This window comes from Citrobacter sp. On2M (assembly GCF_018035235.1).
GTDB lineage: Bacteria > Pseudomonadota > Gammaproteobacteria > Enterobacterales > Enterobacteriaceae > Citrobacter > Citrobacter meridianamericanus.
In genome coordinates this window covers 147,903-171,207 of the sequence record NZ_WPCV01000002.1, presented here as the reverse complement: position 1 = coordinate 171,207, position 23,305 = coordinate 147,903, and the positions used below count along the sequence as shown (strand labels likewise).

The 23,305-nt window shown below is 51.8% G+C and carries 23 protein-coding genes and 1 pseudogene; 4 read left to right on the top strand and 20 right to left on the bottom strand.

What is annotated here, in order from left to right; translation table 11 throughout:
- The first annotated feature begins 77 nt into the window (after positions 1–77).
- Both ulaG and ulaR read left to right on the top strand, forming a co-directional pair.
- On the top strand, positions 78–1,142 hold the full coding sequence (ulaG, locus tag On2M_RS03050; protein ID WP_151217362.1) for an L-ascorbate 6-phosphate lactonase: 1,065 nt from the start codon (positions 78–80) through the stop codon (positions 1,140–1,142).
- A 105-nt stretch (positions 1,143–1,247) separates the two neighbouring features.
- A complete protein-coding gene (gene ulaR / locus On2M_RS03045; protein ID WP_003025646.1) occupies positions 1,248–2,003 on the top strand; it encodes an HTH-type transcriptional regulator UlaR in 756 nt (251 codons plus the stop codon).
- Here the strand turns inward: ulaR and yjfP are convergent.
- A complete protein-coding gene (gene yjfP / locus On2M_RS03040; protein ID WP_151224462.1) occupies positions 2,000–2,749 on the bottom strand; it encodes an esterase in 750 nt (249 codons plus the stop codon). The genes ulaR and yjfP overlap by 4 nt on opposite strands.
- Before the next feature lie 181 nt (positions 2,750–2,930).
- Here yjfP and bsmA point away from each other — a divergent pair, with 181 nt between their 5' ends.
- Both bsmA and yjfN read left to right on the top strand, forming a co-directional pair.
- Positions 2,931–3,260 (top strand): biofilm peroxide resistance protein BsmA, encoded by a 330-nt coding sequence (gene bsmA, locus On2M_RS03035; RefSeq protein ID WP_210904354.1) that lies wholly within the window; start codon positions 2,931–2,933, stop codon positions 3,258–3,260.
- A 147-nt stretch (positions 3,261–3,407) separates the two neighbouring features.
- Positions 3,408–3,683: a DUF1471 family protease activator YjfN gene (yjfN, locus tag On2M_RS03030; protein ID WP_151217356.1), complete on the top strand. Its 276-nt coding sequence runs from the start codon at positions 3,408–3,410 to the stop codon at positions 3,681–3,683.
- 85 nt (positions 3,684–3,768) lie between these two features.
- On the opposite strand, the gene On2M_RS03025 is transcribed toward yjfN, so the two are convergent.
- The 19 genes and pseudogenes from On2M_RS03025 to mutL all read right to left on the bottom strand — a co-directional run bounded on the left by On2M_RS03025 (position 3,769) and on the right by mutL (position 23,298).
- Positions 3,769–5,391 carry an isovaleryl-CoA dehydrogenase gene (locus On2M_RS03025; RefSeq protein WP_210904353.1) on the bottom strand — a complete coding sequence of 541 codons (1,623 nt, stop codon included), beginning with the start codon at positions 5,389–5,391 and terminating at the stop codon, positions 3,769–3,771.
- 84 nt (positions 5,392–5,475) lie between these two features.
- Positions 5,476–6,643, bottom strand: a pseudogene (locus On2M_RS03020) (glutathionylspermidine synthase family protein).
- Positions 6,644–6,645: 2 nt separating this feature from the next.
- Positions 6,646–7,287, bottom strand: a complete 642-nt coding sequence (locus On2M_RS03015; RefSeq protein ID WP_187259217.1) for a DUF1190 domain-containing protein — start codon at positions 7,285–7,287, stop codon at positions 6,646–6,648.
- 9 nt (positions 7,288–7,296) lie between these two features.
- Positions 7,297–7,695: a DUF350 domain-containing protein gene (locus tag On2M_RS03010; protein WP_006686318.1), complete on the bottom strand. Its 399-nt coding sequence runs from the start codon at positions 7,693–7,695 to the stop codon at positions 7,297–7,299.
- Between the two features lie 17 nt (positions 7,696–7,712).
- Positions 7,713–8,396, bottom strand: a complete 684-nt coding sequence (locus On2M_RS03005) for a YjfK family protein (RefSeq protein WP_210904352.1) — start codon at positions 8,394–8,396, stop codon at positions 7,713–7,715.
- Positions 8,372–9,439, bottom strand: coding sequence for a potassium channel family protein (locus tag On2M_RS03000; protein WP_151217351.1), 1,068 nt, complete (start codon positions 9,437–9,439; stop codon positions 8,372–8,374). The genes On2M_RS03005 and On2M_RS03000 overlap by 25 nt, the downstream gene beginning before the upstream one ends.
- On the bottom strand, positions 9,439–10,137 hold the full coding sequence (locus tag On2M_RS02995) for a PspA/IM30 family protein (protein ID WP_187253603.1): 699 nt from the start codon (positions 10,135–10,137) through the stop codon (positions 9,439–9,441). The genes On2M_RS03000 and On2M_RS02995 overlap by 1 nt, the downstream gene beginning before the upstream one ends.
- A 15-nt stretch (positions 10,138–10,152) precedes the next feature.
- Positions 10,153–10,539: a DUF2170 family protein gene (locus On2M_RS02990; RefSeq protein WP_247604917.1), complete on the bottom strand. Its 387-nt coding sequence runs from the start codon at positions 10,537–10,539 to the stop codon at positions 10,153–10,155.
- 141 nt (positions 10,540–10,680) lie between these two features.
- Entirely contained in the window at positions 10,681–11,412 is a 732-nt protein-coding gene (rlmB, locus tag On2M_RS02985; RefSeq protein ID WP_003830482.1) for a 23S rRNA (guanosine(2251)-2'-O)-methyltransferase RlmB, read from the bottom strand.
- 70 nt (positions 11,413–11,482) lie between these two features.
- On the bottom strand, positions 11,483–13,945 hold the full coding sequence (gene rnr / locus On2M_RS02980) for a ribonuclease R (protein WP_210904351.1): 2,463 nt from the start codon (positions 13,943–13,945) through the stop codon (positions 11,483–11,485).
- A 38-nt stretch (positions 13,946–13,983) separates the two neighbouring features.
- Complete coding sequence (gene nsrR, locus On2M_RS02975; protein ID WP_005134424.1) at positions 13,984–14,409, bottom strand: nitric oxide-sensing transcriptional repressor NsrR; 426 nt, start codon at positions 14,407–14,409, stop codon at positions 13,984–13,986.
- A 216-nt stretch (positions 14,410–14,625) separates the two neighbouring features.
- On the bottom strand, positions 14,626–15,924 hold the full coding sequence (gene purA / locus On2M_RS02970; protein ID WP_210904350.1) for an adenylosuccinate synthase: 1,299 nt from the start codon (positions 15,922–15,924) through the stop codon (positions 14,626–14,628).
- Positions 15,925–16,026: 102 nt separating this feature from the next.
- On the bottom strand, positions 16,027–16,224 hold the full coding sequence (locus tag On2M_RS02965) for a DUF2065 family protein (protein WP_006686310.1): 198 nt from the start codon (positions 16,222–16,224) through the stop codon (positions 16,027–16,029).
- Between the two features lie 82 nt (positions 16,225–16,306).
- Entirely contained in the window at positions 16,307–17,311 is a 1,005-nt protein-coding gene (hflC, locus tag On2M_RS02960) for a protease modulator HflC (RefSeq protein ID WP_151217347.1), read from the bottom strand.
- Between the two features lie 2 nt (positions 17,312–17,313).
- The gene (gene hflK / locus On2M_RS02955) at positions 17,314–18,567 is read right to left on the bottom strand and encodes an FtsH protease activity modulator HflK (RefSeq protein WP_151217345.1); all 1,254 of its coding nucleotides are present in this window, start codon (positions 18,565–18,567) and stop codon (positions 17,314–17,316) included.
- A gap of 189 nt (positions 18,568–18,756) precedes the next feature.
- A complete protein-coding gene (gene hflX / locus On2M_RS02950; RefSeq protein ID WP_151217343.1) occupies positions 18,757–20,037 on the bottom strand; it encodes a ribosome rescue GTPase HflX in 1,281 nt (426 codons plus the stop codon).
- Positions 20,038–20,111: 74 nt separating this feature from the next.
- Complete coding sequence (gene hfq, locus On2M_RS02945; protein ID WP_003025584.1) at positions 20,112–20,420, bottom strand: RNA chaperone Hfq; 309 nt, start codon at positions 20,418–20,420, stop codon at positions 20,112–20,114.
- Between the two features lie 84 nt (positions 20,421–20,504).
- Positions 20,505–21,455, bottom strand: a complete 951-nt coding sequence (gene miaA / locus On2M_RS02940) for a tRNA (adenosine(37)-N6)-dimethylallyltransferase MiaA (RefSeq protein WP_151217341.1) — start codon at positions 21,453–21,455, stop codon at positions 20,505–20,507.
- Positions 21,448–23,298 (bottom strand): DNA mismatch repair endonuclease MutL, encoded by a 1,851-nt coding sequence (gene mutL, locus On2M_RS02935; RefSeq protein WP_210904349.1) that lies wholly within the window; start codon positions 23,296–23,298, stop codon positions 21,448–21,450. The genes miaA and mutL overlap by 8 nt, the downstream gene beginning before the upstream one ends.
- Between the last annotated feature and the right edge of the window lie 7 nt (positions 23,299–23,305).

The following is a 23,305-nucleotide window of genomic DNA, read 5'->3' as shown; positions in this document are numbered from 1 at the left end:
TATGAAAAAATAATGTCAGGATTAATCAAAACAAATCACAAATTGATTCAATTTGAGTAAACCTGAAGGTAAATGCGATGAGTAAAGTAAAAAGCATCACGCGTGAATCATGGATCCTGAGTACATTCCCGGAGTGGGGAAGCTGGCTGAATGAAGAGATCGAACAGGAACAGGTTGCACCAGGCACTTTCGCTATGTGGTGGCTTGGCTGTACCGGAATTTGGCTGAAGTCAGAGGGCGGGACTAACGTCTGCGTCGATTTTTGGTGCGGTACGGGTAAACAGAGTCACGGTAACCCGCTAATGAAAACCGGCCACCAAATGCAACGTATGGCAGGGGTGAAAAAACTGCAGCCGAATCTGCGCACCACACCGTTTGTTCTTGATCCGTTTGCCATTCGACAGATCGATGCGGTACTCGCGACGCACGATCATAACGATCACATCGATGTGAATGTTGCGGCAGCCGTCATGCAGAACTGCGCCGACGACGTGCCGTTTATCGGACCACAAACCTGCGTGGATCTATGGATCGGTTGGGGCGTACCAAAAGAACGCTGCATCGTAGTGAAACCGGGCGACGTTGTTAAAGTAAAAGATATTGAGATTCACGCGCTCGACGCGTTTGATCGTACGGCATTAATCACCTTGCCTGCAGATCAAAAAGCGGCAGGCGTGCTGCCGGATGGTATGGATGCCCGCGCGGTAAACTACCTGTTCAAAACGCCGGGGGGGACGCTGTATCACAGCGGAGACTCACACTACTCCAACTATTATGCAAAACATGGCAACGAGCACCAGATTGACGTCGCGCTTGGATCCTACGGTGAGAATCCGCGTGGGATTACGGACAAAATGACCAGCGCCGACATGCTGCGTATGGCTGAAGCGCTGAATACGAAAGTGGTGATCCCCTTCCATCATGACATCTGGTCAAACTTTCAGGCTGACCCTCAAGAGATCCGCGTCCTGTGGGAGATGAAAAAGGATCGGCTGAAGTATGGCTTTAAGCCATTCATCTGGCAGGTAGGCGGCAAGTTCACCTGGCCGCTGGACAAAGATAACTTTGAATATCACTATCCGCGCGGCTTTGATGACTGCTTCACCATTGAACCAGATTTACCGTTTAAATCCTTCCTGTGATCCACACAAAATGCCGGGTCATCCCGGCATTTTTCCCTTTTACTTTAGTATTTCCAGGCTATTTCAAATATCATCTTTTCAAATCAATTTGTATCGGAATAGCTCATGACTGAAGCACAAAGACATCAAATATTGCTGGATATGCTGGCGCAGTTGGGCTTTGTTACCGTTGAGAACGTGATTGAGCGTCTGGGGATTTCACCCGCAACGGCCCGTAGGGACATCAACAAACTCGACGAAAGCGGCAAACTCAAGAAAGTCCGCAACGGCGCAGAAGCTATTACGCAGCAGCGTCCGCGCTGGACGCCAATGAATTTGCACCAGGCGCAGAACCACGATGAAAAAGTACGTATTGCCAAGGCGGCATCCCAGCTTGTGAATGCGGGTGAAAGTGTGGTGATCAACTGCGGATCGACCGCTTTCCTGCTGGGTCGTGAAATGTGCGGCAAGCCAGTGCAGATCATCACCAATTATCTGCCGCTGGCAAATTATCTGATCGACCAGGAGCATGACAGCGTGATCATCATGGGCGGGCAATACAACAAAAGCCAATCCATCACGCTTAGCCCGCAAGGCAGTGAAAATAGCCTGTATGCCGGACACTGGATGTTTACCAGCGGTAAAGGGTTGACCGCGGACGGACTGTATAAAACCGATATGCTGACTGCGATGGCCGAGCAGAAGATGCTTAACGTGGTGGGCAAACTGGTGGTACTGGTCGACAGCAGTAAGGTCGGTGAACGCGCGGGGATGCTGTTCAGCCGCGCCGATCAAATCGATATGCTCATTACCGGTAAAAACGCGAACCCTGAAATTCTGCAACAGCTTGAAGCTCAGGGCGTAAGCATTATGCGCGTTTAAAGGTGCTGGCGAAAAAATGTTACCGTCGCAGCCAGCGCTTCAGGCGTAATGCGATGGCGCACGCCCGCTTCCCACAGGCAGGTCAGATTATTGTCCAACCCTGCCTGAATCAGCGCCTGCTGTAAGCGGTAGGTTTCAACCGCCGGTACCACATCGTCTTCTTGTCCATGCCACAGCAGCAATGGTCTATCGGCCAGACGTTGCAGTTGATGCGTAACATCCCATTCGGCTAGCGGATCAATAACGGCATCGAACTCTGCCTGCTGCTCTGGCGTCTGGACCTGCAAAGGAGGAAAAAGCGTACGCGCAAGACGGGTGAAATAGCCTGAACCCATCAGGCTGGCTACACATTTAACCTCAGTGTGGCGAGCCATAATGCCCAACGCCGTCATTCCTCCCATGGATGCTCCCGCAACAGCAAGTCGTTCATCTGATAACCAATTTTCCGCCACCAGCGCCGCACGTAACGTCGTAAATTCCTGCATGTTTTGCTGCAATATATTCCAGAAGCGGAACATTCGCTCCTGAGCATTACCGTTAAAGCGGACACCATGGTCGGGCGCATCTGGCATGACGACGCGAAATCCGGCCTGAGCCAGAGCAACGGCAAAATAACTGTAGACCAGACTTGAAGATGTAAATCCGTGGTAGAAGATAATGCATGGGAGTGAACTTTCACACTTGCCTGCCGGAACGGCGTGCAGGACAGGGATACCAGCCAACTGTCGTGTTTCAATTTCGATCATTTGTCGCCTCTTTCTTTCTGGTATGCCATGCAGCAATACTTAACGCAAGCGAATGTGTTCGGCAATGATTCATAATGTTGAGAACTGGGTTACGCTTTCACAACATTTTCATTCGAAAATCGCGTGAGAGATAACAATTCGGGAACATTCCCCTAAAGGGAAATTGATAAGGCACTACACTATGGATATCAGGAAACGAGATAGAGTTATGCGTCGGTTTGCCTCTTTATTGTTGGTGGTGTTTTTAAGCGCCTGTAGCGTGCTACAGGGAACTCCGCAACCCGCACCACCCGTTGCCGACCACCCGCAGGAGATTCGCCGTGACCAAAGTAATGGGTTACAGCGAATAGGGACGGTTAGCTCGCTGGTAAGAGGCTCTCCGGATGATGCGCTGGCAAAGATCCGTGCCAAAGCCGTCGCGGCTAAAGCTGATTACTACGTGGTTTTATTAGTGGATGAAACCATCGTGACAGGCCAATGGTATTCACAGGCAATTTTGTATCGTAAATAACATTGGGTTGAAATTTAGTCAGCTTTACATTGCTTTGCGCCCCTATGCGTTTACCTGTGCACAATAAACCAACAGCAGGAAGCTTGCGGTTTATTATCGCGATGGAATGCCCTGCCGTGTGTAGGGGTACGAATAATGGAGCTGACGATGAAACAAACACTTGCCTTATCCTCACTGCTGCTTTCTGCCGGACTGGTAGGTACTACGGCGCAGTCTGCCGAGTTCGCCAGTGCTGACTGCGTTACGGGCCTGAACGAAATTGGCCTGATCTCTGTCAGTAACATTGCTGGGAATCCGCAGGATGTAGAACGTGTAATCGCGTTAAAAGCGGATGAACAAGGTGCCTCATGGTATCGGATCATTCAAATGTACGAAGACCAGCAGCCCGATAACTGGCGCGTACAGGCCATACTTTATGCGTAACAGATTGCCGGATGGCGTAAACTTATCGGACCTGGACTGAGCGTAGGCATGATAAGACGCGCCCGCGTCGCCATCAGGCAAGTTATTACCGTAATCCCCCCGTTGCCCGCAGGAGCAAATCGTTCAGCACCTGTTCAGACAATCGTAGTCCGCCCCGCGTATCGAGCATCATTTGACACCAGGCCTGCGCCACTGGCGGAGAGGCATAGCGCAACATCTGTGCCCCGCAGCCGAGCAAGAACAGTTGCTGCGTAATCTCCCGTCCCAACTCCTCGCTGGGTTTACGTAAACGTTGCTGTAGCTGACGTACCATTCGATCGTAATGCCGATCTTGCCCCTTTACCTCCGCAAAAGCTTCGCTGAGCATATCGTAGATGCCGGGTTGTTTTGTCAGTACCCGCAATACATCAAGGCACATAATGTTACCGGAGCCTTCCCAAATACTGTTTACCGGCATCTCACGATACAGCCGCGGCAGCTCGCTCTCCTCGCAATAGCCAATCCCGCCCAGCACTTCCATCGCCTCTGCCACAAACGGCATACCGGCCTTGCAAATGGAGAATTTCGCTGCTGGCGTAAACAACCTGGCCCACAGCGCTTCTTTGACATCAGCACGACGGTCCCAGGCCCGCGCCAGTCGGAACAATAACGCCGTCTGTCCTTCTAACTGGAGTGCCATTCGACCTAATACCTGACGCATCATCGGTTGTTCAATCAATGTCTTACCAAAAACCTGTCGCTGATGCGCATGGTAAATCGCGACGGAAAAAGCACGCCGCATCATGCCGTGACTGCCGAGCGCGCAGTCAAAACGCGTCATCCCGCCCATTTTCAGGATATGGCGGATACCTTCCCCTTCGTCACCCAATAGCCAACCAATCGCATCGTGGAATTCAACCTCGCAGCTGGCGTTGGATCGGTTGCCTAACTTATCTTTGAGTCGTTCAAAACGAATCGCATTCCGGCTCCCATCAGGTAAAAATCGCGGTACAAAAAAGCAGGATAAACCGCCCTTTGCCTGAGCCAACACCAAATGGGCATCGCTTTGCGGCACGGAGAAAAACCACTTATGTCCGACCAGCCGATACGCGCCGTCTGTAAGACGTTCTGCCTGAGTGGTATTGCTCAGCACATCTGAACCACCCTGCTTTTCGGTCATTCCCATGCCGATTAGCAGCCCACGCTTTTGCCCTCCGGGCAGTAAATGCGAGTCATAACGGTCGCTTAGCAGCGGCGTCAACCAGTCGCGAAATTGTGCAGGTAACATTTGGATCAACAGCGGCGTGGCGGCAAACGTCATAGTCACCGGACACAACGTACCCGCTTCCACCTGTGCATGCAGCATGAAGCGGGCCGCCCGGGCAACAAATGTTCCCTGCCTCGCGTCTTCTTCCCAGGCCAGATTATGTACGCGGTTGGCGCACAATCCCTGCATCAGCATATGCCAGGCTGGATGAAAACGCACATCATCCAACCGCTGCCCCTGCGGGTCGTAGCGCAACAGTTCCGGTGGATAAGCGTTAGCCAACCGACCCAATTCGAGCGACTCGGCAGTCCCTAACTGCTGACCAATACTGGCGAGAAGATCGCTGTCCCAGGCCGCGCCTTCGCGATTGACCGCTTCGCACAGAGCCCCATCCGACAGGTACAAATTGCTGTTATTGAGCGGTACAGGTTGGTTAAAAACGGTATGCGTTTGCCAGTGCATTGTGTCTCCCTCCGTCAATGGCCCTCGCCTTAAGTATGGTCAGAACCTCATTATTCGCGACGGAGGGAGATCACAAAAGTGCGGTTAGCCCGCAATATAGTGAGGGACGAAACGAGAAGTATCTTTAGTGATCAACGTATTGTCCTCGCGGATCCCCATACCACAGGCTTCATCATCCACGATCCAACTGCCGATCAGCGTATAGCTGTCGCCAAAGTGCGGTAATGGCTGAAATGCCTGATAGATCATCGGCTCTTCGGCGTAGTCCCCCTCAGCATGTTCAACGACCTGCTGCTGACCATTAAAAATGGTGACGTTTCCCCCCCTCCCGAGAAAATATCGGTTTGCGCACATAACTTTTACCAGCCGCAATTTGTGGCGTTTCACCATCAAACCAGGCGGGAAGCAGATTAGGATGGTTGGGAAAAAATCGCCACAGCAAAGGCATCAGCCCTTTATTGCTGAGCACACTCTTCCACAACGGCTCAACCCACTGTTCTCGGCGATGGCGCAGTAAGGGACCATTTTCATCGCGCATCATCCACTCCAGGGGATAGAGCTTAAAGGCGCGACGAACGACGTTATCGTCCAGATCCGTGAGCACGCCGCCGACGCCAAGCCCCAGTTCTTCGACATAAATAAATCGTGACTTTTGCCCAGCCTGCTGCGCGCAATCCTGTAAATACAATACCGTGGTCCGATCTTCATCGGTATCTTCGCAGCAGCAGAAATAGAAGGGCTCGGGACTATAAAGCTCAGCAAAACGAGAGATCAGCCGCTCCTGAATAGCGTTGTACTGGTCGGCATCGCGTGGGATCACTCCGCTACGACGCGCATCTTCCAGCCATAACCACTGGAAATACGCGGACTCGTAGAGCGACGTTGGCGTATCGGCGTTGTACTCCAGCAGCTTGACCGGGGCGTTATTCCCGCACCAGACAAAATCCATGCGGCCATACAGCGAAGGATCGCGATCGCGCCAGCTTTCGGCAATCACATCCCAGTACAGGGGCGGGATCGCCAGTTGTTGCATAATCTGTTCGTCTTTAACTGCCCGCTCGACGACATCCAGACACATCTGGTGCAATTCTGCGGTAGGCTTTTCGATCTGCTCTTCCACTTGCCTGAGCGTAAAGCGGTATGCCCGACTCTCATCCCAGTAGATTTCGTCATCGATAATATGAAAATCGAAACCATGATCGTAGGCGATCCTGTCCAGAGCGGGGCGCACAGGGACATCATGTCGCAGCATCGTTAACCTCCCCAGTGCCCGCGTGCGCTGGACGAACGTCCGTAGCCACCGCGTGAAACTGTCGAGACTTTTTTCGTCGTATAGCTATGGCTGGTTGCGGTATCACTCTTTCCGCTACCGGAACGCCAACTGTAATCTCCGGAAGGCGTACGCCAGACCGGGCGTGAAGCATAAGAAGAACCGCCGCTGCTGTAGACATACTGCTCGTCGCGATCCTTACGAATAATGCGGCTGAGTAAAAAACCGGTGAATACCGGCACCCAGCTTTGATCGGTGCTATCGAGATAGCAGTCACCAAACTGCGTCTGACAACTCTCCTTGCTCATTTGCTTCGGCAGATCAGCGTAAAACTCTGATTTCGCATTGTTCCAGCCATCGGCACAAACGGTGGCGCTATTGCCACCGTCAATGCATTCGTTCACCGTGGAGTAAAAGGTACCGTCACCGTCGTTATCGGTATTATCGTCGTCTGTGCATCCTTTAAGGATAAAAAATGCCGCTCCGCCCATAATGGCCAACGTCAGATATTTTCCGCTGTAGCGGCTGCGTTTTTTTGCAAAAGGATCGACCGGGCGTCCGATTCGCGTGATGGAGGAATGCCCTGACGTCCTGTTTTTGTTTCCGGATTTGCGTATTCTTGCCATGATCGTCCATTACCATGTCATGCAGGCGGCGTTAAAAATGCCCCCCGCCAGGGCAGCGGTCCCCATAAACATTCCCGCTGCGGTATTGTGATTAATAATTTTCTCACTCAGTGCTGGCATGTATAAACGCACGCCGCCGTAGATAATGAGTTGAATTACCAGCGCAATTGCCCCCCAACAAAAATAATCCGGGATGCTAACAGCATTTATTGCCGCGCTGGATAACGGAATAACGTAGCCCAGCAATGTACCGCTAAAGGCCAGCGATGCTGCCGTATTATTATTTTTAATCAGCTGCCATTCATTGTGCGGTGTAATCTTTGAATAGATGATAAGAAAAATTATCACCATGGCTGCACCAATAAAAAAATAGGCGCAAAAAGCCAGTAATGAATCCAGTATATGCATTGTAACCATCCCTAAAATTAACCAATAATATCAAGCGATGTTAATGAAATATCTACACCCAGCGCCCGCGAAAATACCCACTCAGGCTCTCCCTGCTCATTGAACGACTCTTCACCGTTTAACAACAGGTATTCCCACGTATCATCTGTAACCTGCCGCTGGTAGCCCATAGTAAAATTATGTACATCCCATGTGGCATGCTGATGATTTTCCACTTTCTCCAGCATATAAACCGGTTCAATATTCCCCGGCTCTTCATCGTTAAAAAAGCGCTGCCAGCATATTTCCTGCCAGCTCAGCGTCGGCGTACCTATTGCGGACGGGCTAATGGCAGACTGCCAGTGTTTTTTCTGTGAAATCCCGTAACTTTCTTCATAAACAAAAAATTTGATATCGTCGATATCATCAATATCTGAGCCGCCCGTGGTATTGATTTGCAGAAACTCCTCTCCAGACGTGTAGTAGCGGAAAATCTGGCTTCCTCCTCCCAAATCAATATGGCTAACCGCGGCGACGGTGTACTCCTCACCAGGTAATTCGATCAGCAAAGACTCTTCCAGCAGGCGAAACGCCAGCGTATTGAGCGTAAACCCTGCATTCAGATGTAACCCCAACGGCCCGCGTACTGGCGCATCGGCAGCAGCTTTACCAAATAAACGCTGGAAAAAACTCGTCATTATTTTCCCTCTATCTCCAGCCATGCAATCTCTTTCGCCAGAATGCGGCTATTACCTATCAGATGCAGCCACATACCTCCTTTTACCTCTGTCGAAATGACCGGATTTAATTCCATCCCCCGACCATTTTTACAGCTGCTAATCCCCAAAACCGTGGCATCGTGACGAAGCTTCATATAGCGCATGAGGTCGCCATAACGAATTGAAACCACCTCTTCAGGTATTGGCACGGCAAACCCCGTATCACCCAGCATGGGATTCATGATGGATGCGACCGACTGCGAAGACCCTGGGTCCTGAATGGAGCGAGAAAGCTGCTCAGCGGAGAGATTGCGCACAATTTCAATGCGCGGACAATGAACTTCCAGCAATCCTGCGTAACGCTCATCTTCCATATAAGCAACAACATGGCATTGTTCAGGAATGGAATCTACCAGTGAAAGCGCGATGGTAAACGTGAGTTCATCTGTACGAGCAAATATGATCACACTCTGGCAATTGCATAACCCCATGCGAGCATGCTCTTGCGGGTCATTAAAATTACGGATACGAATGAAATCAACCCAGTTATTTCCTGATAAAGGATGCTGAATATCATCTGATTCACACAGGAGCACCCGCTCAAAAGCGCGCCGGGTGTCATACAGCAACAGCGATATCATTTTTTCCGTCTGGTGGCCTCGCCAACCGACCACCAGCATATGGTTACGCAAATGCTGATAATCTCCCATCCCCATCATTCCTTTCGCTAACATCCCTTGCACCAGGCCGATAACCTTTCCCATTAATGCGCCAAATAAACCAACGCTGACAGGAATTTGCCAGATCGCTGTAAAAATCCGACCTGCCGCAGTTTGCGGACTCATGTCACCAAAACCCAACGTAGAGCCGACGACTGAGCAGTAATAAATAAAGTCGCTCAGACGACCAACCAGTACCGCCTCACCAAGTAACCTCAGCACCAGGTAACAAAACAGATACTGCCCTGCGAATAACCCCAGTAATGCAGGCCAGGTCAGTCTTGAAAGGTGCCGTTGGCACGTTTTGATGACCCAGGTGAACAGCATTACTCGCCTTGCTGACGCTGCAGTCGTGCCAGGACATCCTGAGCCGAACTTTTATTGGTCGCCCCAATGCCAGCTTCGGCCAGCTTCTCGTCGAGGTCACGCCCATCGGCAACCTTTTCGAGTTGCGCAGCGGTATCCAGACGAGCCTGACGCTCTGCCTGCCGCGTTTGCAAACGCTTGAGCGACTCTGCGGCTGTAGACACGCTGGAAGACGCGCCCACTGTCGATGTAGTCACCGCCTGTTGGGCGCGCTGCATCGCTTCTGTTGCCTTTACCACCTCAAGCTGCTGTTCGAACTGCGCAATCCGTTGTGAGGTTGCGTTCACCGCTTTCTCAACGCCATCGCGCGACGCCTCAATGTTAGTAAGTACTTGCTCTTCAGCTGAAATCATATTCTCAAGGCGGGCAATCTCTTCCGCAACTTCATTTATCAAAGATGGATCAACGTTTTTACTCAGCGCTTCCATCGCTCGCGTTTCCAGCGTGGATTTACGGTCGCGCAAATCTTTCAGTTTGTCGTTGCTGAGCTTCACACGCGCCAACAGATCAACCCGTGATTTTCCCGCTTTATCCAGTTCACCTTTCGCGTCACGAATATGCTGCTCCAGCATCCGCACACCCTGTGCTTCTTCAATTGATTCTTCCGCTTGCGAAATCATTGACTTGCCGAGGGTGAACAGACTTTTCAAAATTCCCATTAATAACGTTCCTTGTTATTCGTGCGTGTATTCTTCAGTGATTTCAGCCAGATCCAGCGCATTATCTGCTAACGTTTTCATTTCAAGGACAACATCGTCCAGAGATGAATTAAGCGACAGCGCGCCAAACGCAACGTAATATTCATCTCGCTGAACGCGAGAAATTCCCACAGAGGACAGCGGCAGCAGTTTTTGATGACGTAACAAAAAGAGATTGAATTCGTCATGGTGTTGAATATCATTCACCGGACAAATAATAGTTTCAATTATCATCTGGCGGGAAGTAAATAAAACGTTAAGCTGCAGATCGCCATAATCATCCATTTTAACTATTAAGGATTGCTCATCATTATGAGTTTTAATATTTAAATCATGGATATTCTGCAGCGCAGTAGCGAGCATTTGTGGAGTCCACACTATATATCTTCCATATATTGATTATTTAGGAATAAATAAAATGAATGTTATTTTTACTCGCTTATAATACCCGTTTTAGATAAAAAAAAACCATCCTAAATTGGATGGTTTGTCTGAAAATTAAATTTATCCGCGCTGGCGGACTGCTTCAAACAGGCAGATGCCCGTCGCAACTGAAACGTTCAGCGACGAAACGCTACCTGCCATCGGGATGCTGATGAGTTCGTCACAGTGTTCACGGGTCAGACGGCGCATACCTTCACCCTCTGCGCCCATCACCAGCGCCAGACGCCCGGTCATTTTGCTCTGGTAGAGAGTATGGTCGGCTTCACCTGCGGTTCCGACGATCCAGATATTCTCTTCCTGCAGCATACGCATGGTGCGTGCCAGATTAGTTACACGGATCAGCGGTACGCTTTCTGCCGCGCCGCAGGCCACTTTTTTCGCCGTCGCATTCAGCTGCGCAGAACGATCCTTCGGTACGATAACCGCATGCACGCCAGCAGCATCGGCGCTACGCAGACATGCGCCCAGATTATGCGGGTCAGTGACGCCATCAAGGATCAAAAAGAACGGCTGATCGAGTGTAGCAATCAGATCCGGCAGATCGTTCTCCTGGTACTGACGACCCGGCTTCACGCGAGCAATAATGCCCTGATGTACCGCACCCTCACTTTTCTCATCCAGGAACTGGCGGTTAGCCAACTGAATGACAACACCCTGTGCTTCCAGTGCGTGGATCAGCGGCAGCAGGCGTTTATCTTCACGACCTTTGAGAATAAAGACGTCCTGGAAGCGCTCAGGCGCACGTTCCAGCAGAGCCTGCACCGCATGGATGCCATAAATCATTTCACTCATGAATGTACTCGTTAATTTTTTATGTGTAACGCGGGCAACGCGAAGTTGCCCGACTTACTGTTTATGGCTGTTATTGTGCGACTTTCTTTTTCGACGCACGTTTAGCTTTGGTGGCGGCAGCGATTTTAAGCGTTTTTGCCGATGGCTTTTTCGCTTTTTTGTCGCCTTTCTTTTCAGCCGTTTTCTTATCCGCCTGAGGTTTGGCTCTGCCTTTCTTCTCGCCGCGGAAAGCGCTGTCCGGCTCGAAATTCACCTTTTTGCCCATCTGACGACGTTTACCGGTATTTTTACCTGCATCACCTTTTTTCGCTTTTTCGCGCGCGGTTTTGCCTTCATTGCGCGGTGCACGTTCGCTGGAGATCAAACTGAAGTCGATTTTACGCTCGTCCATATTGACCGCTTCTACACGAACTTCCACCCGATCGCCCAGGCGATACATTTGACCGCTGGATTCACCCGTCAGGCGCTGCCCAACCTGGTCGAAACGATAGTAGTCGTTATCCAGTGAGGAGACATGCACCAGACCGTCGATAAACAACTCATCAAGACGGACAAAGAAGCCAAATCCAGTGACGCTGGCGATCACGCCTTTGAAGACATTCCCTACCTGATCCAGCATGAAGTCGCACTTCAACCAGTCAGAGACATCGCGCGTGGCTTCGTCAGCACGGCGCTCGGCCATCGAACAGTGCTGACCCAGTTGCAGCATCTCTTCCATCGAATAATGGTAGCCACCCGTTTCCGTGGTGTTGCCCTTATGGCCCTGCTCCTGCGCCAGCAGATACTTAATCGCCCGGTGCAAGGAGAGATCTGGGTAACGACGGATCGGCGAGGTAAAGTGCGCATAAGATTGCAGCGCCAGACCAAAGTGTCCGCGGTTTTCCGGATCGTAAATCGCCTGCTTCATCGAACGCAGCAGCATGGTTTGCAGCATTTCAGCGTCAGGACGGTCAGCAATCGACTCCAGCAGCTCCGCGTAATCACGTGGCTCCGGTTTGTTGCCGCCTGGCAGCTCCAGCCCCAACTCCGCCAGTACGGAACGGAACGAGTTAATCGCTTCGGTCGTCGGCTTATCATGAATACGGAACAGCGCGGGTTCTTTGGCTTTCTCAACGAATCGCGCCGCGGAGATGTTCGCCATGATCATGCACTCTTCAATCAGTTTGTGCGCATCATTACGTTGTGTCTGCTCAATACGCTCAATACGGCGTTCAGCATTGAAGATAAACTTCGCTTCTTCACTTTCAAACGAGATACCGCCACGCTCTTCTCGTGCTTTATCCAGCACTTTGTAGAGGTTGTGCAACTCTTCAATGTGTTTAACCAACGGCGCGTACTGCTCACGCAGTTCCTGGTCCCCCTGCAGCATATGCCAGACCTTGGTGTAGGTCAGACGCGCATGGGAGCTCATGACCGCTTCGTAGAATTTAAAGCCGGTTAAACGGCCTTTCGACGAAATGGTCATTTCGCAGACCATACACAACCTGTCCACCTGCGGGTTGAGAGAACACAATCCGTTAGACAGCACTTCCGGCAGCATCGGAACAACCTGCGACGGGAAGTAGACGGATGTGCCACGGCTGCGGGCTTCCTGGTCCAGCGGAGTCGGCGGGCGAACATAATAGCTTACGTCAGCAATCGCCACCCATAAACGCCAGCCGCCGCCACGTTTCTTTTCGCAGTAAACCGCATCGTCGAAGTCACGCGCATCTTCACCATCGATAGTCACCAGCGGCAGTGAGCGCAGATCGACACGTCCGACTTTCGCTTCTTCCGGCACTTCTTCTTTCAGCCCGGCGACCTGTTTTTCGACCGCCTGCGGCCAGATATACGGGATTTCATGAGTACGCAGAGCCATATCTACGGCCATGCTGGTTCCCATGTTGTCGCCCAGGACTTCAACAATTTTACCCACCGCTTTGGTGCGACGAGTCGGACGCTGGGTCAGTTCAACCACGACCACAAAGCCCATACGCGCCCCCATAATCTCTTCCGGCGGGATCAGGATATCGAAGCTCAGGCGGCTATCGTCAGGGACAACAAACCCAACGCCAGCGTCGGTAAAGTAGCGACCGACAATCTGGCTGGTTTTTGGCACCAGGACGCGCACAATACGCGCTTCGCGACGACCTTTACGATCTGCGCCCAGCGGTTGTGCCAGTACCTGATCGCCATGAATACAGGTTTTCATCTGCTCGCTGGACAGGTACAAGTCATCTTTACGGCCTTCAACGCGCAGAAAGCCGTAGCCATCACGGTGGCCAATAACGGTACCTTTCAGCAGGTCAAGACGTTCCGGCAGCGCATAGCACTGGCGGCGGGTGAAGACCAGTTGTCCGTCACGCTCCATGGCGCGCAGGCGACGACGCAACGCTTCTTGCTGCTCTTCACCTTCAATGTTGAGTTCAGCGGCCAGCTCATCGCGGTTGGCCGGTTTTTCACGTTTAGTTAAATGTTCGAGGATAAATTCCCGGCTCGGGATAGGATTCGCGTATTTTTCTGCTTCGCGTTCCTGGAAAGGATCTTGTGACATTGAGGTTCCTCCATTGTCAGCTCTGATGAAGATTTTCGTCACTCCACCAGCAATAATTTATAAAGCGGTTGATTTTCTTCAACCAAATCAGCAAGTGTGTAGTTGTCCAGTTCCGTGAGAAAACTTTGCACTGCCTTAGAAAGCGCCTGTTTGAGTCGACAGGCCGGGGTAATATGGCAAAACTCGCTGCTACAATTGACCAACGATAGAGGTTCGAGCTCGCGAACCACATCACCAATACCAATAGCTTTAGCCGGTTTACCCAAGCGGATACCGCCATTTTTTCCACGAATAGCAGTAACAAAGCCCGCCCGGCTAAGTTGATTGATTATTTTGACCATATGATTACGGGACACGCCGTAGACTTCTGTCACCTCAGAAATACTGGTCATACGTCCTTCGGGAAGTGACGCCATGTAGATTAGCGCACGTAATCCGTAATCGGTGAAACTTGTTAACTGCACATCAACCTCAGGAAAAGGGATAAAACGGATAAACCTGGTGGTATTAATTACATTGATGATAAACCAGCCACCAGCCAGGTCGCTAATTTATTTCAATTCAGGAAGGAAAAAAGCGAGGAACTTACGTGAATTTAAGCCGGATTCTAATACAAAGCGCTCCATCCGGCCTAAGATAGTGCAAGCGCAGCGCCATTCGACGCCACGCTATAACCAGAATTATGCGTCGAACGGGTCGCGCAGGATCATGGTTTCGGTACGGTCTGGGCCAGTTGAGATAATATCAATCGGCACACCGGTCAGTTCTTCAATACGCTTGATGTAGTTCAGTGCTGCCTGCGGCAGACCGCTACGTTCCTTCACGCCGAAGGTGGATTCAGACCAGCCCGGCATGGTTTCGTAAATCGGCTCAATACCTTTCCAGTCGTCAGCTGCCAGCGGAGTCGTGGTCACTTCACGACCATCTGGCATACGGTAAGCGACACAGATTTTCACCTCTTTCAAACCGTCCAGTACGTCCAGTTTGGTCAGGCAGAAGCCAGACAGGGAGTTAATCTGTACTGCGCGACGTACAGCAACGGAGTCCAGCCAACCGGTGCGACGACGACGACCGGTGGTCGCGCCATACTCGTTACCTTGTTTGCACAGGAACTCGCCAACGTCATCAAACAGCTCAGTCGGGAACGGACCCGCACCGACACGTGTAGAGTAAGCTTTGATGATACCCAGAACGTAATCCACATAACGTGGACCCAGGCCGGAGCCGGTCGCCACACCACCTGCGGTAGTGTTGGAAGACGTTACGTACGGATAGGTACCGTGGTCGATATCCAGCAGCGTACCCTGCGCGCCTTCGAACATGACGAAATCGCCACGCTTACGCGCCTGGTCCAGCAGTTCGGAAACATCAACAACCATCGAGGTCAGGATGTCGGCAATCGCCATCACATCATCCAGCACTTTCTGGTAGTCAACCGCTTCAACTTTATAGAAATTCACCAGCTGGAAGTTGTGATATTCCATCACTTCTTTCAGTTTTTCAGCGAAGGTTGCTTTATCAAACAGATCGCCAACGCGCAGACCGCGACGTGCCACTTTGTCTTCATAAGCAGGACCGATACCACGACCGGTAGTACCGATCGCTTTCTCGCCACGCGCTTTCTCACGAGCGTTATCTAACGCCACGTGATAATCAAGGATCAGCGGACAAGCTTCAGACAACAGCAGGCGCTCGCGAACCGGGATACCACGATCTTCCAGTCCTTTCATTTCTTTCATCAGCGCGGACGGAGACAGCACAACACCGTTACCGATGATGCTGATGACATTCTCGCGAAGAATACCTGATGGAATAAGATGGAGGACGGTTTTTTCACCGTTGATTACGAGAGTATGGCCTGCGTTGTGACCACCCTGGTAGCGCACAACATATTTAGCCCGTTCAGTCAGAAGATCGACGATCTTCCCTTTACCTTCGTCACCCCATTGGGTGCCCAGTACGACGACGTTGTTACCCATTTTTCAAAATCACCGTTTGCTTAAAAATGGATTCTACCACCGCTTTTTCAGATATACAGCACTTTTTGCATGCGAAAATCCGCAAAATAGGCTACTAATTGATCAGCCAATCGTTTTCCTCAACATGTAGTAGACCACAACGCCCGCAACCACAAGACCTCCACCAAAACGACGTAAAGTATTTTCAGGAAGCTGCGCCATTGCGGAGATCATTTTCTTCCACGCGCCGGGATAAAGCATCGGTCCCAGGCCTTCCAGCACCAGAACCAGTGCGAGCGCCAGCAAAATTGTTGAATTCATCCATCGTCCTTTTATAAAAAGAAAACCACCGCATCCTGGGGATGCCGGTGGTTTTGCTGGTTTTTAAACCGCTGGAACGCTATTAGCGTGTCGCGGTATTCGGCGTCTTCATGTAGCGGAAGAAATCGCTGTCCGGGCTCATGACCATCACGTCCTGATTACCTTCGAAGCTCTTCTCGTACGCACGCAGGCTACGGATGAAGGCGTAGAAGTCAGGATCCTGGCTGAACGCATCGGCAAACAATTTAGCGGCTTCTGCATCGCCCTCACCGCGCATTATGCGGCCCTGGCGCTCAGATTCTGCCAGCGTTTTGGTGACTTCATAGTCTGCCGTCGCGCGCAGTTTTTCCGCTTCTTCCTGACCTTGTGAACGATGGCGACGCGCTACCGCTTCACGCTCAGCGCGCATACGGTTGTAGATAGCCTCGGACACTTCAGCAGGCAGGTTGATTTGCTTAATACGCACGTCAACCACTTCAATCCCCAATGCCGCCATACTGTTCGGGTTGATGACCGGTACTTTACCTTTCGTTTCAGCCTGAACACGCTCAGCCGCTTCGGCAATTGCGCTGTCCGCCGCCGGCGTCGCGACTTCATCTTCCGTGCCAGCAGAACCGGAGTTCAGCGCGTCACGCACTTCCAGGGTCAGACGACCGCGGGAGTCGGTAACGATGTCTTTCACATCCAGACGACCAATTTCAGAACGCAGACGGTCAGAGAACTTACGTTTCAGCAGGACTTCTGCCTGAGAAACATCGCCACCGCCCGTTGCCAGGTAGTAACGGCTAAAGTCACTGATACGCCACTTAATGTAGGAGTCAACGATCAGGTCTTTCTTCTCTTTGGTGACAAAGCGATCGGCCTGGTTGTCCATGGTCTGAATACGCGCATCCAGCATCTTCACTGATTCAATAAACGGAATCTTGAAGTGCAGGCCTGGTGCAACAACCAGCGGCTTGTTTTCATCGTCACGCAGTACTTTACCAAAGCGCAGAGTAATACCGCGCTCGCCTTCTTTGACCACAAAGACAGACATGAACAGAACTACCAGAACGATGATGATAATCGCAATAACTGACTTACGCATCGTTATTCCCCCTGACGCTGGTAGTCGTTACGCTGCGCATTCGCGCGGCGTTGGTCCATAATATCGCCCTGACTGGTGGACGAAGTATTGCTTGCTCCAGTACTGGAAGTCGCTGCTGGCGGCAGACGCAGCAGGTTTGAACTGCTGTCAGTCTTTGCTGCCGGCGCACTGCCGCCCTTCAGCATTTGATCCAGCGGTAGAACCATCAGATTGCTGCCTTTATCGTTAACCAGGACTTTGCGGGTATTGCTCAACACTTTTTCCATGGTCTCGATATACAGACGCTCGCGGGTAATTTGCGGCGCGGCTTTATATTCCGGCAGAATTTTTGCGAAACGAGCCACTTCACCCTGTGCTTCCAGGATGGTTTGCGTTTTGTAAGCTCGCGCTTCTTCCAGAATACGCTGCGCCTGACCGTTTGCACGCGGCTGCACTTCGTTGGTGTACGCTTCTGCTTCACGAATGTACTGCTGTTCGTTTTCACGTGCTGCGATAGCATCGTCAAACGCGGCTTTTACTTCTTCCGGCGGACGTGCTGCCTGGAAGTTGACGTCCAGCAAGGTGATACCCATGTTGTACGGGCGGATCGTTTCTTCCAGTTCACGCTGGGTATCGCTACGAATAACGGTACGGCCTTCAGTCAGGATACGGTCCATAGTGTATTTACCGATAACACCACGCAGGGCGCTGTCGGTTGCCTGACGCAGGCTGTCATCCGCGCTGGTTACGCTAAACAGGTAACGCTGCGGATCGGTCACACGATACTGCACGTTCATTTCAACGCGTACGACGTTTTCGTCAGAGGTCAGCATGACGCCGGATGCGGCAAGTTCACGCACGGCTTCAACGTTAACCGGGGTCACTTCATCGATAAAGGTCGGTTTCCAGTTCAGACCCGGCTCAACCAAATGGCTGAATTTACCGAAGCGTGTCACCACGCCGCGTTCCGCTTCTTTAATGGTGTAGAAACCGCTGGCCGCCCAGATAATGACGATAGCTGCCGCTGCGATAGCAAAGACCCGACCGCCCAATTGAGGACGCGGGCCTTGCGATGAACTACCGCCGCCAGAACCAGTACCTTTACCGCCACCCAGACCACCGAGCTTTTTGCTCAGTTTGCGGAAGATATCATCCAGATCGGGAGGTCCCTGATCGCGACCACCTTTGTTTCCATTTCCCTCAGAGTTGCCGCCAGGTTTGCTGCTTCCCCACGGGTCGCGGTCTTGTCCGTTATTACCGGGCTGATTCCACGCCATTTTTGTGCTCCATATTTGTTATGCGATGCTATACCTGCGTCTTTTGCGCTGCCGATGCGTTGGCTACGTCCCTCAACTCCAGTCACATAGTTGACTATGCTGCTGGAGATTTCAGGACTTGCCGCCTTCCTGCCGCACAAAATCCACAAGGTATAGAGGCGAAAAAATCTTCAGGCCATATCCGTCAGATCAGACAACATAGTCTTCCAGTGCCGGTTCTTGTTTACAGAGGCGACGCCAGTCTACGATCGGCATACGAACCTGCAGACCTACGCTGCCGTCCTCCTCCATCCACTCTTTTTCTATTGCCTGAAGTTGATAAAACCGGCTTCTCAGACGCCCTTCCTGCGGCGGCAAACGCAACGTATGCTGCGCCACCTCACCGGAAAGTCGCTCAGTCAAAGCCTGAAAAAGCTGTGGTATACCGATTCCCGTTTGCGCTGAAACCCAAACGCGAATCGGTTTATTTTCTTCATCTCTGTCGATACGCGGCTCAAAATCTTCCAGCATATCGATTTTATTCATCACCAGCAGGGTCGGGATCTCGTGAGCATCGATCTCTTCGAGCACCGTGTCGACGGCCTCGATGTTTTCCTGCACACGAAAATCTGCTGCATCAATAACGTGCAGCAGCAATGTCGCCTGACGTGTTTCCTGCAGGGTGGCTTTAAACGCCGCCACCAGGTCGTGCGGTAAATGACGGATAAACCCTACGGTATCCGCCAGCACAGTTTCACCGACGTCCGCTACGTCTATTCGGCGCAGCGTCGGGTCCAGAGTTGCAAACAGCTGATCCGCTGCGTAAACCCGGGCTTCGGTAATCTGGTTGAACAGGGTGGATTTTCCGGCGTTGGTATATCCCACCAGTGATACGGTTGGGACATCCGCTTTCTTGCGCGACTGTCGCCCCTGCTCACGTTGCTTTTCAACTTTTTCCAGGCGCGACTGTATTTGCAAAATGCGATTACGCAGCAAACGACGGTCGGTTTCGAGCTGGGTTTCACCCGGACCGCGCAAACCAATCCCGCCTTTTTGCCTTTCAAGGTGGGTCCAGCCACGGACCAGACGCGTAGCCATATGGCGCAACTGCGCCAGCTCAACCTGCAACTTACCCTCATGGGTGCGCGCACGCTGGGCAAAAATATCTAAAATAAGGCCTGTCCTGTCGATAACAAGACACTGGCACAACTGTTCCAGGTTACGTTCCTGGGCGGGGCTTAGAGCATGATCAAAAATCACCACCGCAGCGCCAGTCGCTTTTACGGCTTCGGCAATTTCGATTGCCTTACCTTCACCAACAAAATACTTCGGGTGCGGTGCTTTACGGCTCCCGGTAATCACCTGCATTGCTTCGACACCGGCGGAAGAAACCAGAGATTCAAACTCCTGGAGGTCTTCCATATCTTTGTCTTGCGAAAAATAGATGTGTACCAGTACCGCCTGCTCACCGGCATCATAACGGTCAAACAAGCGTCAACCCCTTAATATGTATCAACGGGGAACGCAGGATCGCTGGCTCCCCGTGTGTAAAACAGCAGACAACCTTATTCGGTTTCTTCGCTGTCCTGTTGCGCAGATGAACCTTGCGCGTTGCTACCGTGATGGTAGTTGCTGCCAGTGCCGCCGGTGGCATTATTGCTGTGATGAGAAACCGGGCGAGACGGGACAACAGTAGAAATCGCGTGCTTATAAACCATCTGGCTGACCGTGTTTTTCAACAGGATCACGAACTGATCAAAAGACTCGATTTGACCTTGCAGCTTAATACCATTCACCAAATAAATAGAAACTGGAACACGTTCCCGACGCAGTGCGTTCAGGAACGGATCTTGTAAAGATTGCCCCTTAGCCATTCTCTCTTTTCCTTATATGCTTATTTGTACTTTGAACCTTTCGATTCTGAAAAATTGCGCACGATACGTTTCAATTGTACACATTCAGTTCGCGATAGCACCAACAACCTGTAATACTTCGTTTCGCGCCTGGTCAGGCTTTTCACTGTCAAGCCAGTGCACGCCTTCCCAACCACGCAACCAGGTTATCTGTCGCTTCGCCAACTGCCTCGTGGCGCAAACACCTCTATAAACCATTTCATCGTATGAAATTTCGCCTTCAATGTATGACCACATCTGGCGATACCCTACACAACGAATGGAAGGCAAATCCGTATGCAAATCTCCTCGGGCAAAAAGCGCCCGGACTTCTGCTTCAAAACCTGAAGCTAACATCTGATGAAAACGCTGCTCAATTCGCTGATGGAGCAGTTCACGGCTCGCCGGGGCGATTGCAAACTGATGCACCTGATACGGCAAAGCATCTCCTGACGTTTGCGTCAGCTCCGTTAAAGTTTTACCCGAAATGAAAAAAACTTCCAGTGCCCGGGAAAGTCTTTGCGGATCATTTGGATGAATACGCGCCGCTGCCACTGGATCGATTTCCTGAAGCTGTCGGTGCAACGCGTCCCACCCAAGCTCTGCAGCCTGCTGCTCAATTCTGGCCCTGACTTCCGGGTCCGCCGACGGTAACGGCGACAGCCCTTCAAGCAAGGCTTTAAAATATAACATTGTACCGCCCACCAGCAGCGGGATACGCCCCGCAGCGGTAATATCGGCCATCTCGGCTAACGCATCGCGGCGAAAATCCGCCGCAGAATATGCTTGCGACGGATCGCGAATATCCAGCAATCGGTGCGGCGCAGCCTGTAATTCATCTGCATCAGGCTTGGCTGTGCCGATATCCATCCCTTTGTAAATAAGGGCGGAATCAACGCTTATCAACTCTATGGGTAAAACTTTACGCAATTCAATTGCCAGTGCCGTTTTACCAGAGGCCGTTGGCCCCATCAAAAAAATCGCCTTTGGCAGGCTCGCCTTACGGGTATCACTCATGTTTCAGGGCATTCATTACCGAATGTAAATCAACGGGTTGTAACAGACCACCCGGCGGCGCCTTCACGAGTTGTGGGCAAAGCCGCTCAACATCCGCTAACAGCGTAATCGCCTGAGCCATGCTCCACTGAGGATGCTCGCTCATCAGGTTACGTGCAATCCACTGTGCAATATTGCCCGGTTCGAATACGGACTGCTGCGCCAGGTAGCCTATCAGTTCAGGAATCAAGATTTGTAAATTTTGTTGGCGTAAGGGTAAAGGCACCGCCCGGATGGTCACATGCTGTGCATCCAGTTGAAATTCAATGCCCAGCTCAGCCAGTTGGCCCTGCCCTTTTTGCAGCGCCGCTTTTTCATCGGCGGTGACTTTTAAACGTAAAGGGATCAGCAACGGCTGGGCGCAAACGGTCCCCTGGTCTGGCGTTAACTGCGCCTGACGCAGCCAACGTTCCGCCACCGGTAATGCCAGCAACCGAATATGACCATCGCATTCGAGTAACGCGCAGTCTGCGCCGACAATCGTTAGCACCCGTCCAAAGCCCTGAGCGCTGCCGGTCAGCGGTGCCGATGGTGTTTCAGAGACCGGCGTTTTACGCGGCGGAGCCGGCGTCTGCAGCAGTTGCTGATAAATTTCACCCTGCTGCTTTTGATATCCAGGTTGGGCATGAGGCCAGCTAGCCGCCTGACGGCCTGCGCCACCAGCGGACGCGGAGTAACGCGGTGTCGCAGGTTCACGCACGGGAGCCGGTTCGGCAAAATGGTTACGTCCGGCGGCAACGCGGTTTTCAGGAATGTGCCTTGGGGCGGGTTCATCGTCATCAGCCAACGGCAGCGACGTTTCAAGCTGCTGTTGCAGAACACTCAACACGCCCTGATAAATAAAATCGTGCACCAGGCGGGACTGATGAAAACGGACCTCATGTTTGGCCGGATGTACGTTAACATCCACCTGATGCGGGTCGATTTCCAGATACAACACAAAAGCGGGTTGCTGATCGGCTCCCAGCTTATCTTCACAGGCCTGACGAATAGCATGGTTGATCAGCCGATCGCGCATCATCCGGCCATTCACATAGCAGTACTGGATTTCCGCCAGCGCTGCCGTTGTGTGGTTAGGATCGGCCACCCAGCCGCACAACGTTAAATCGCCATGCTGCCATTCAATCGCCAGCGCATGTTCCAGAAACGGCGTGCCGCAAATCGCGCCCAGTCGGCGCTCTTTCTGTCCATCAGCAGCCACTGCACGGTACTGGCGTACCACTTTACCGTTGTGTGACAAATTAATCGTCACATCAAAACGTGCCAGCGCAATGCGACGAATAATCTCATCAATATGATTAAATTCGGTTTTTTCGGTACGCATAAACTTGCGCCGCGCCGGGGTGTTGTAGAACAGATCTAACACCTCCAGTGTGGTTCCCACTGGATGCGCAGCAGGTTTTACTGTCACATCCATGTCGCGCCCTTCAGCATAGGCTTGCCAGGCCTCAGGCTGCTCTTGTGTGCGCGACGTCAGGGTTAAACGAGAGACGGAGCTGATACTGGCCAGCGCTTCGCCGCGAAATCCGAGGCTCACGATGGCCTCGAGATCGTCAAGCGAGGCAATTTTACTGGTGGCATGGCGCGCCAGCGCTAACGCCAACTCGTCTTTTTTAATCCCGCAGCCGTTGTCACGAATACGGATAAGCTTCGCACCACCGCGCTCTATATCAATATCAATGCGCGTCGCACCAGCATCAATGCTGTTTTCCACCAGCTCTTTCACCACTGACGCAGGCCGTTCTACCACCTCGCCTGCGGCAATCTGGTTCGCCAGCTGTGGCGGTAGAACCTGAATCGGCATGGCTAAT

What these genes read in the sequence shown, in the direction of transcription:
- mutL (WP_210904349.1), bottom strand. Translation starts at nt 23,298, where the DNA reads ATGCCGATTCAGGTTCTACCGCCACAGCTGGCGAACCAGATTGCCGCA.
- ulaG (WP_151217362.1), top strand. Translation starts at nt 78, where the DNA reads ATGAGTAAAGTAAAAAGCATCACGCGTGAATCATGGATCCTGAGTACA.
- rnr (WP_210904351.1), bottom strand. Translation starts at nt 13,945, where the DNA reads ATGTCACAAGATCCTTTCCAGGAACGCGAAGCAGAAAAATACGCGAAT.
- bsmA (WP_210904354.1), top strand. Translation starts at nt 2,931, where the DNA reads ATGGATATCAGGAAACGAGATAGAGTTATGCGTCGGTTTGCCTCTTTA.
- hfq (WP_003025584.1), bottom strand. Translation starts at nt 20,420, where the DNA reads ATGGCTAAGGGGCAATCTTTACAAGATCCGTTCCTGAACGCACTGCGT.
- On2M_RS02995 (WP_187253603.1), bottom strand. Translation starts at nt 10,137, where the DNA reads ATGGGAATTTTGAAAAGTCTGTTCACCCTCGGCAAGTCAATGATTTCG.
- miaA (WP_151217341.1), bottom strand. Translation starts at nt 21,455, where the DNA reads ATGAGTGATACCCGTAAGGCGAGCCTGCCAAAGGCGATTTTTTTGATG.
- ulaR (WP_003025646.1), top strand. Translation starts at nt 1,248, where the DNA reads ATGACTGAAGCACAAAGACATCAAATATTGCTGGATATGCTGGCGCAG.
- hflK (WP_151217345.1), bottom strand. Translation starts at nt 18,567, where the DNA reads ATGGCGTGGAATCAGCCCGGTAATAACGGACAAGACCGCGACCCGTGG.
- On2M_RS03005 (WP_210904352.1), bottom strand. Translation starts at nt 8,396, where the DNA reads ATGGCTGGAGATAGAGGGAAAATAATGACGAGTTTTTTCCAGCGTTTA.
- rlmB (WP_003830482.1), bottom strand. Translation starts at nt 11,412, where the DNA reads ATGAGTGAAATGATTTATGGCATCCATGCGGTGCAGGCTCTGCTGGAA.
- On2M_RS03000 (WP_151217351.1), bottom strand. Translation starts at nt 9,439, where the DNA reads ATGCTGTTCACCTGGGTCATCAAAACGTGCCAACGGCACCTTTCAAGA.
- yjfN (WP_151217356.1), top strand. Translation starts at nt 3,408, where the DNA reads ATGAAACAAACACTTGCCTTATCCTCACTGCTGCTTTCTGCCGGACTG.
- purA (WP_210904350.1), bottom strand. Translation starts at nt 15,924, where the DNA reads ATGGGTAACAACGTCGTCGTACTGGGCACCCAATGGGGTGACGAAGGT.
- yjfP (WP_151224462.1), bottom strand. Translation starts at nt 2,749, where the DNA reads ATGATCGAAATTGAAACACGACAGTTGGCTGGTATCCCTGTCCTGCAC.
- On2M_RS02990 (WP_247604917.1), bottom strand. Translation starts at nt 10,539, where the DNA reads ATGCTCGCTACTGCGCTGCAGAATATCCATGATTTAAATATTAAAACT.
- On2M_RS03025 (WP_210904353.1), bottom strand. Translation starts at nt 5,391, where the DNA reads ATGCACTGGCAAACGCATACCGTTTTTAACCAACCTGTACCGCTCAAT.
- hflC (WP_151217347.1), bottom strand. Translation starts at nt 17,311, where the DNA reads ATGCGTAAGTCAGTTATTGCGATTATCATCATCGTTCTGGTAGTTCTG.
- On2M_RS03015 (WP_187259217.1), bottom strand. Translation starts at nt 7,287, where the DNA reads ATGGCAAGAATACGCAAATCCGGAAACAAAAACAGGACGTCAGGGCAT.
- On2M_RS03010 (WP_006686318.1), bottom strand. Translation starts at nt 7,695, where the DNA reads ATGCATATACTGGATTCATTACTGGCTTTTTGCGCCTATTTTTTTATT.
- On2M_RS02965 (WP_006686310.1), bottom strand. Translation starts at nt 16,224, where the DNA reads ATGAATTCAACAATTTTGCTGGCGCTCGCACTGGTTCTGGTGCTGGAA.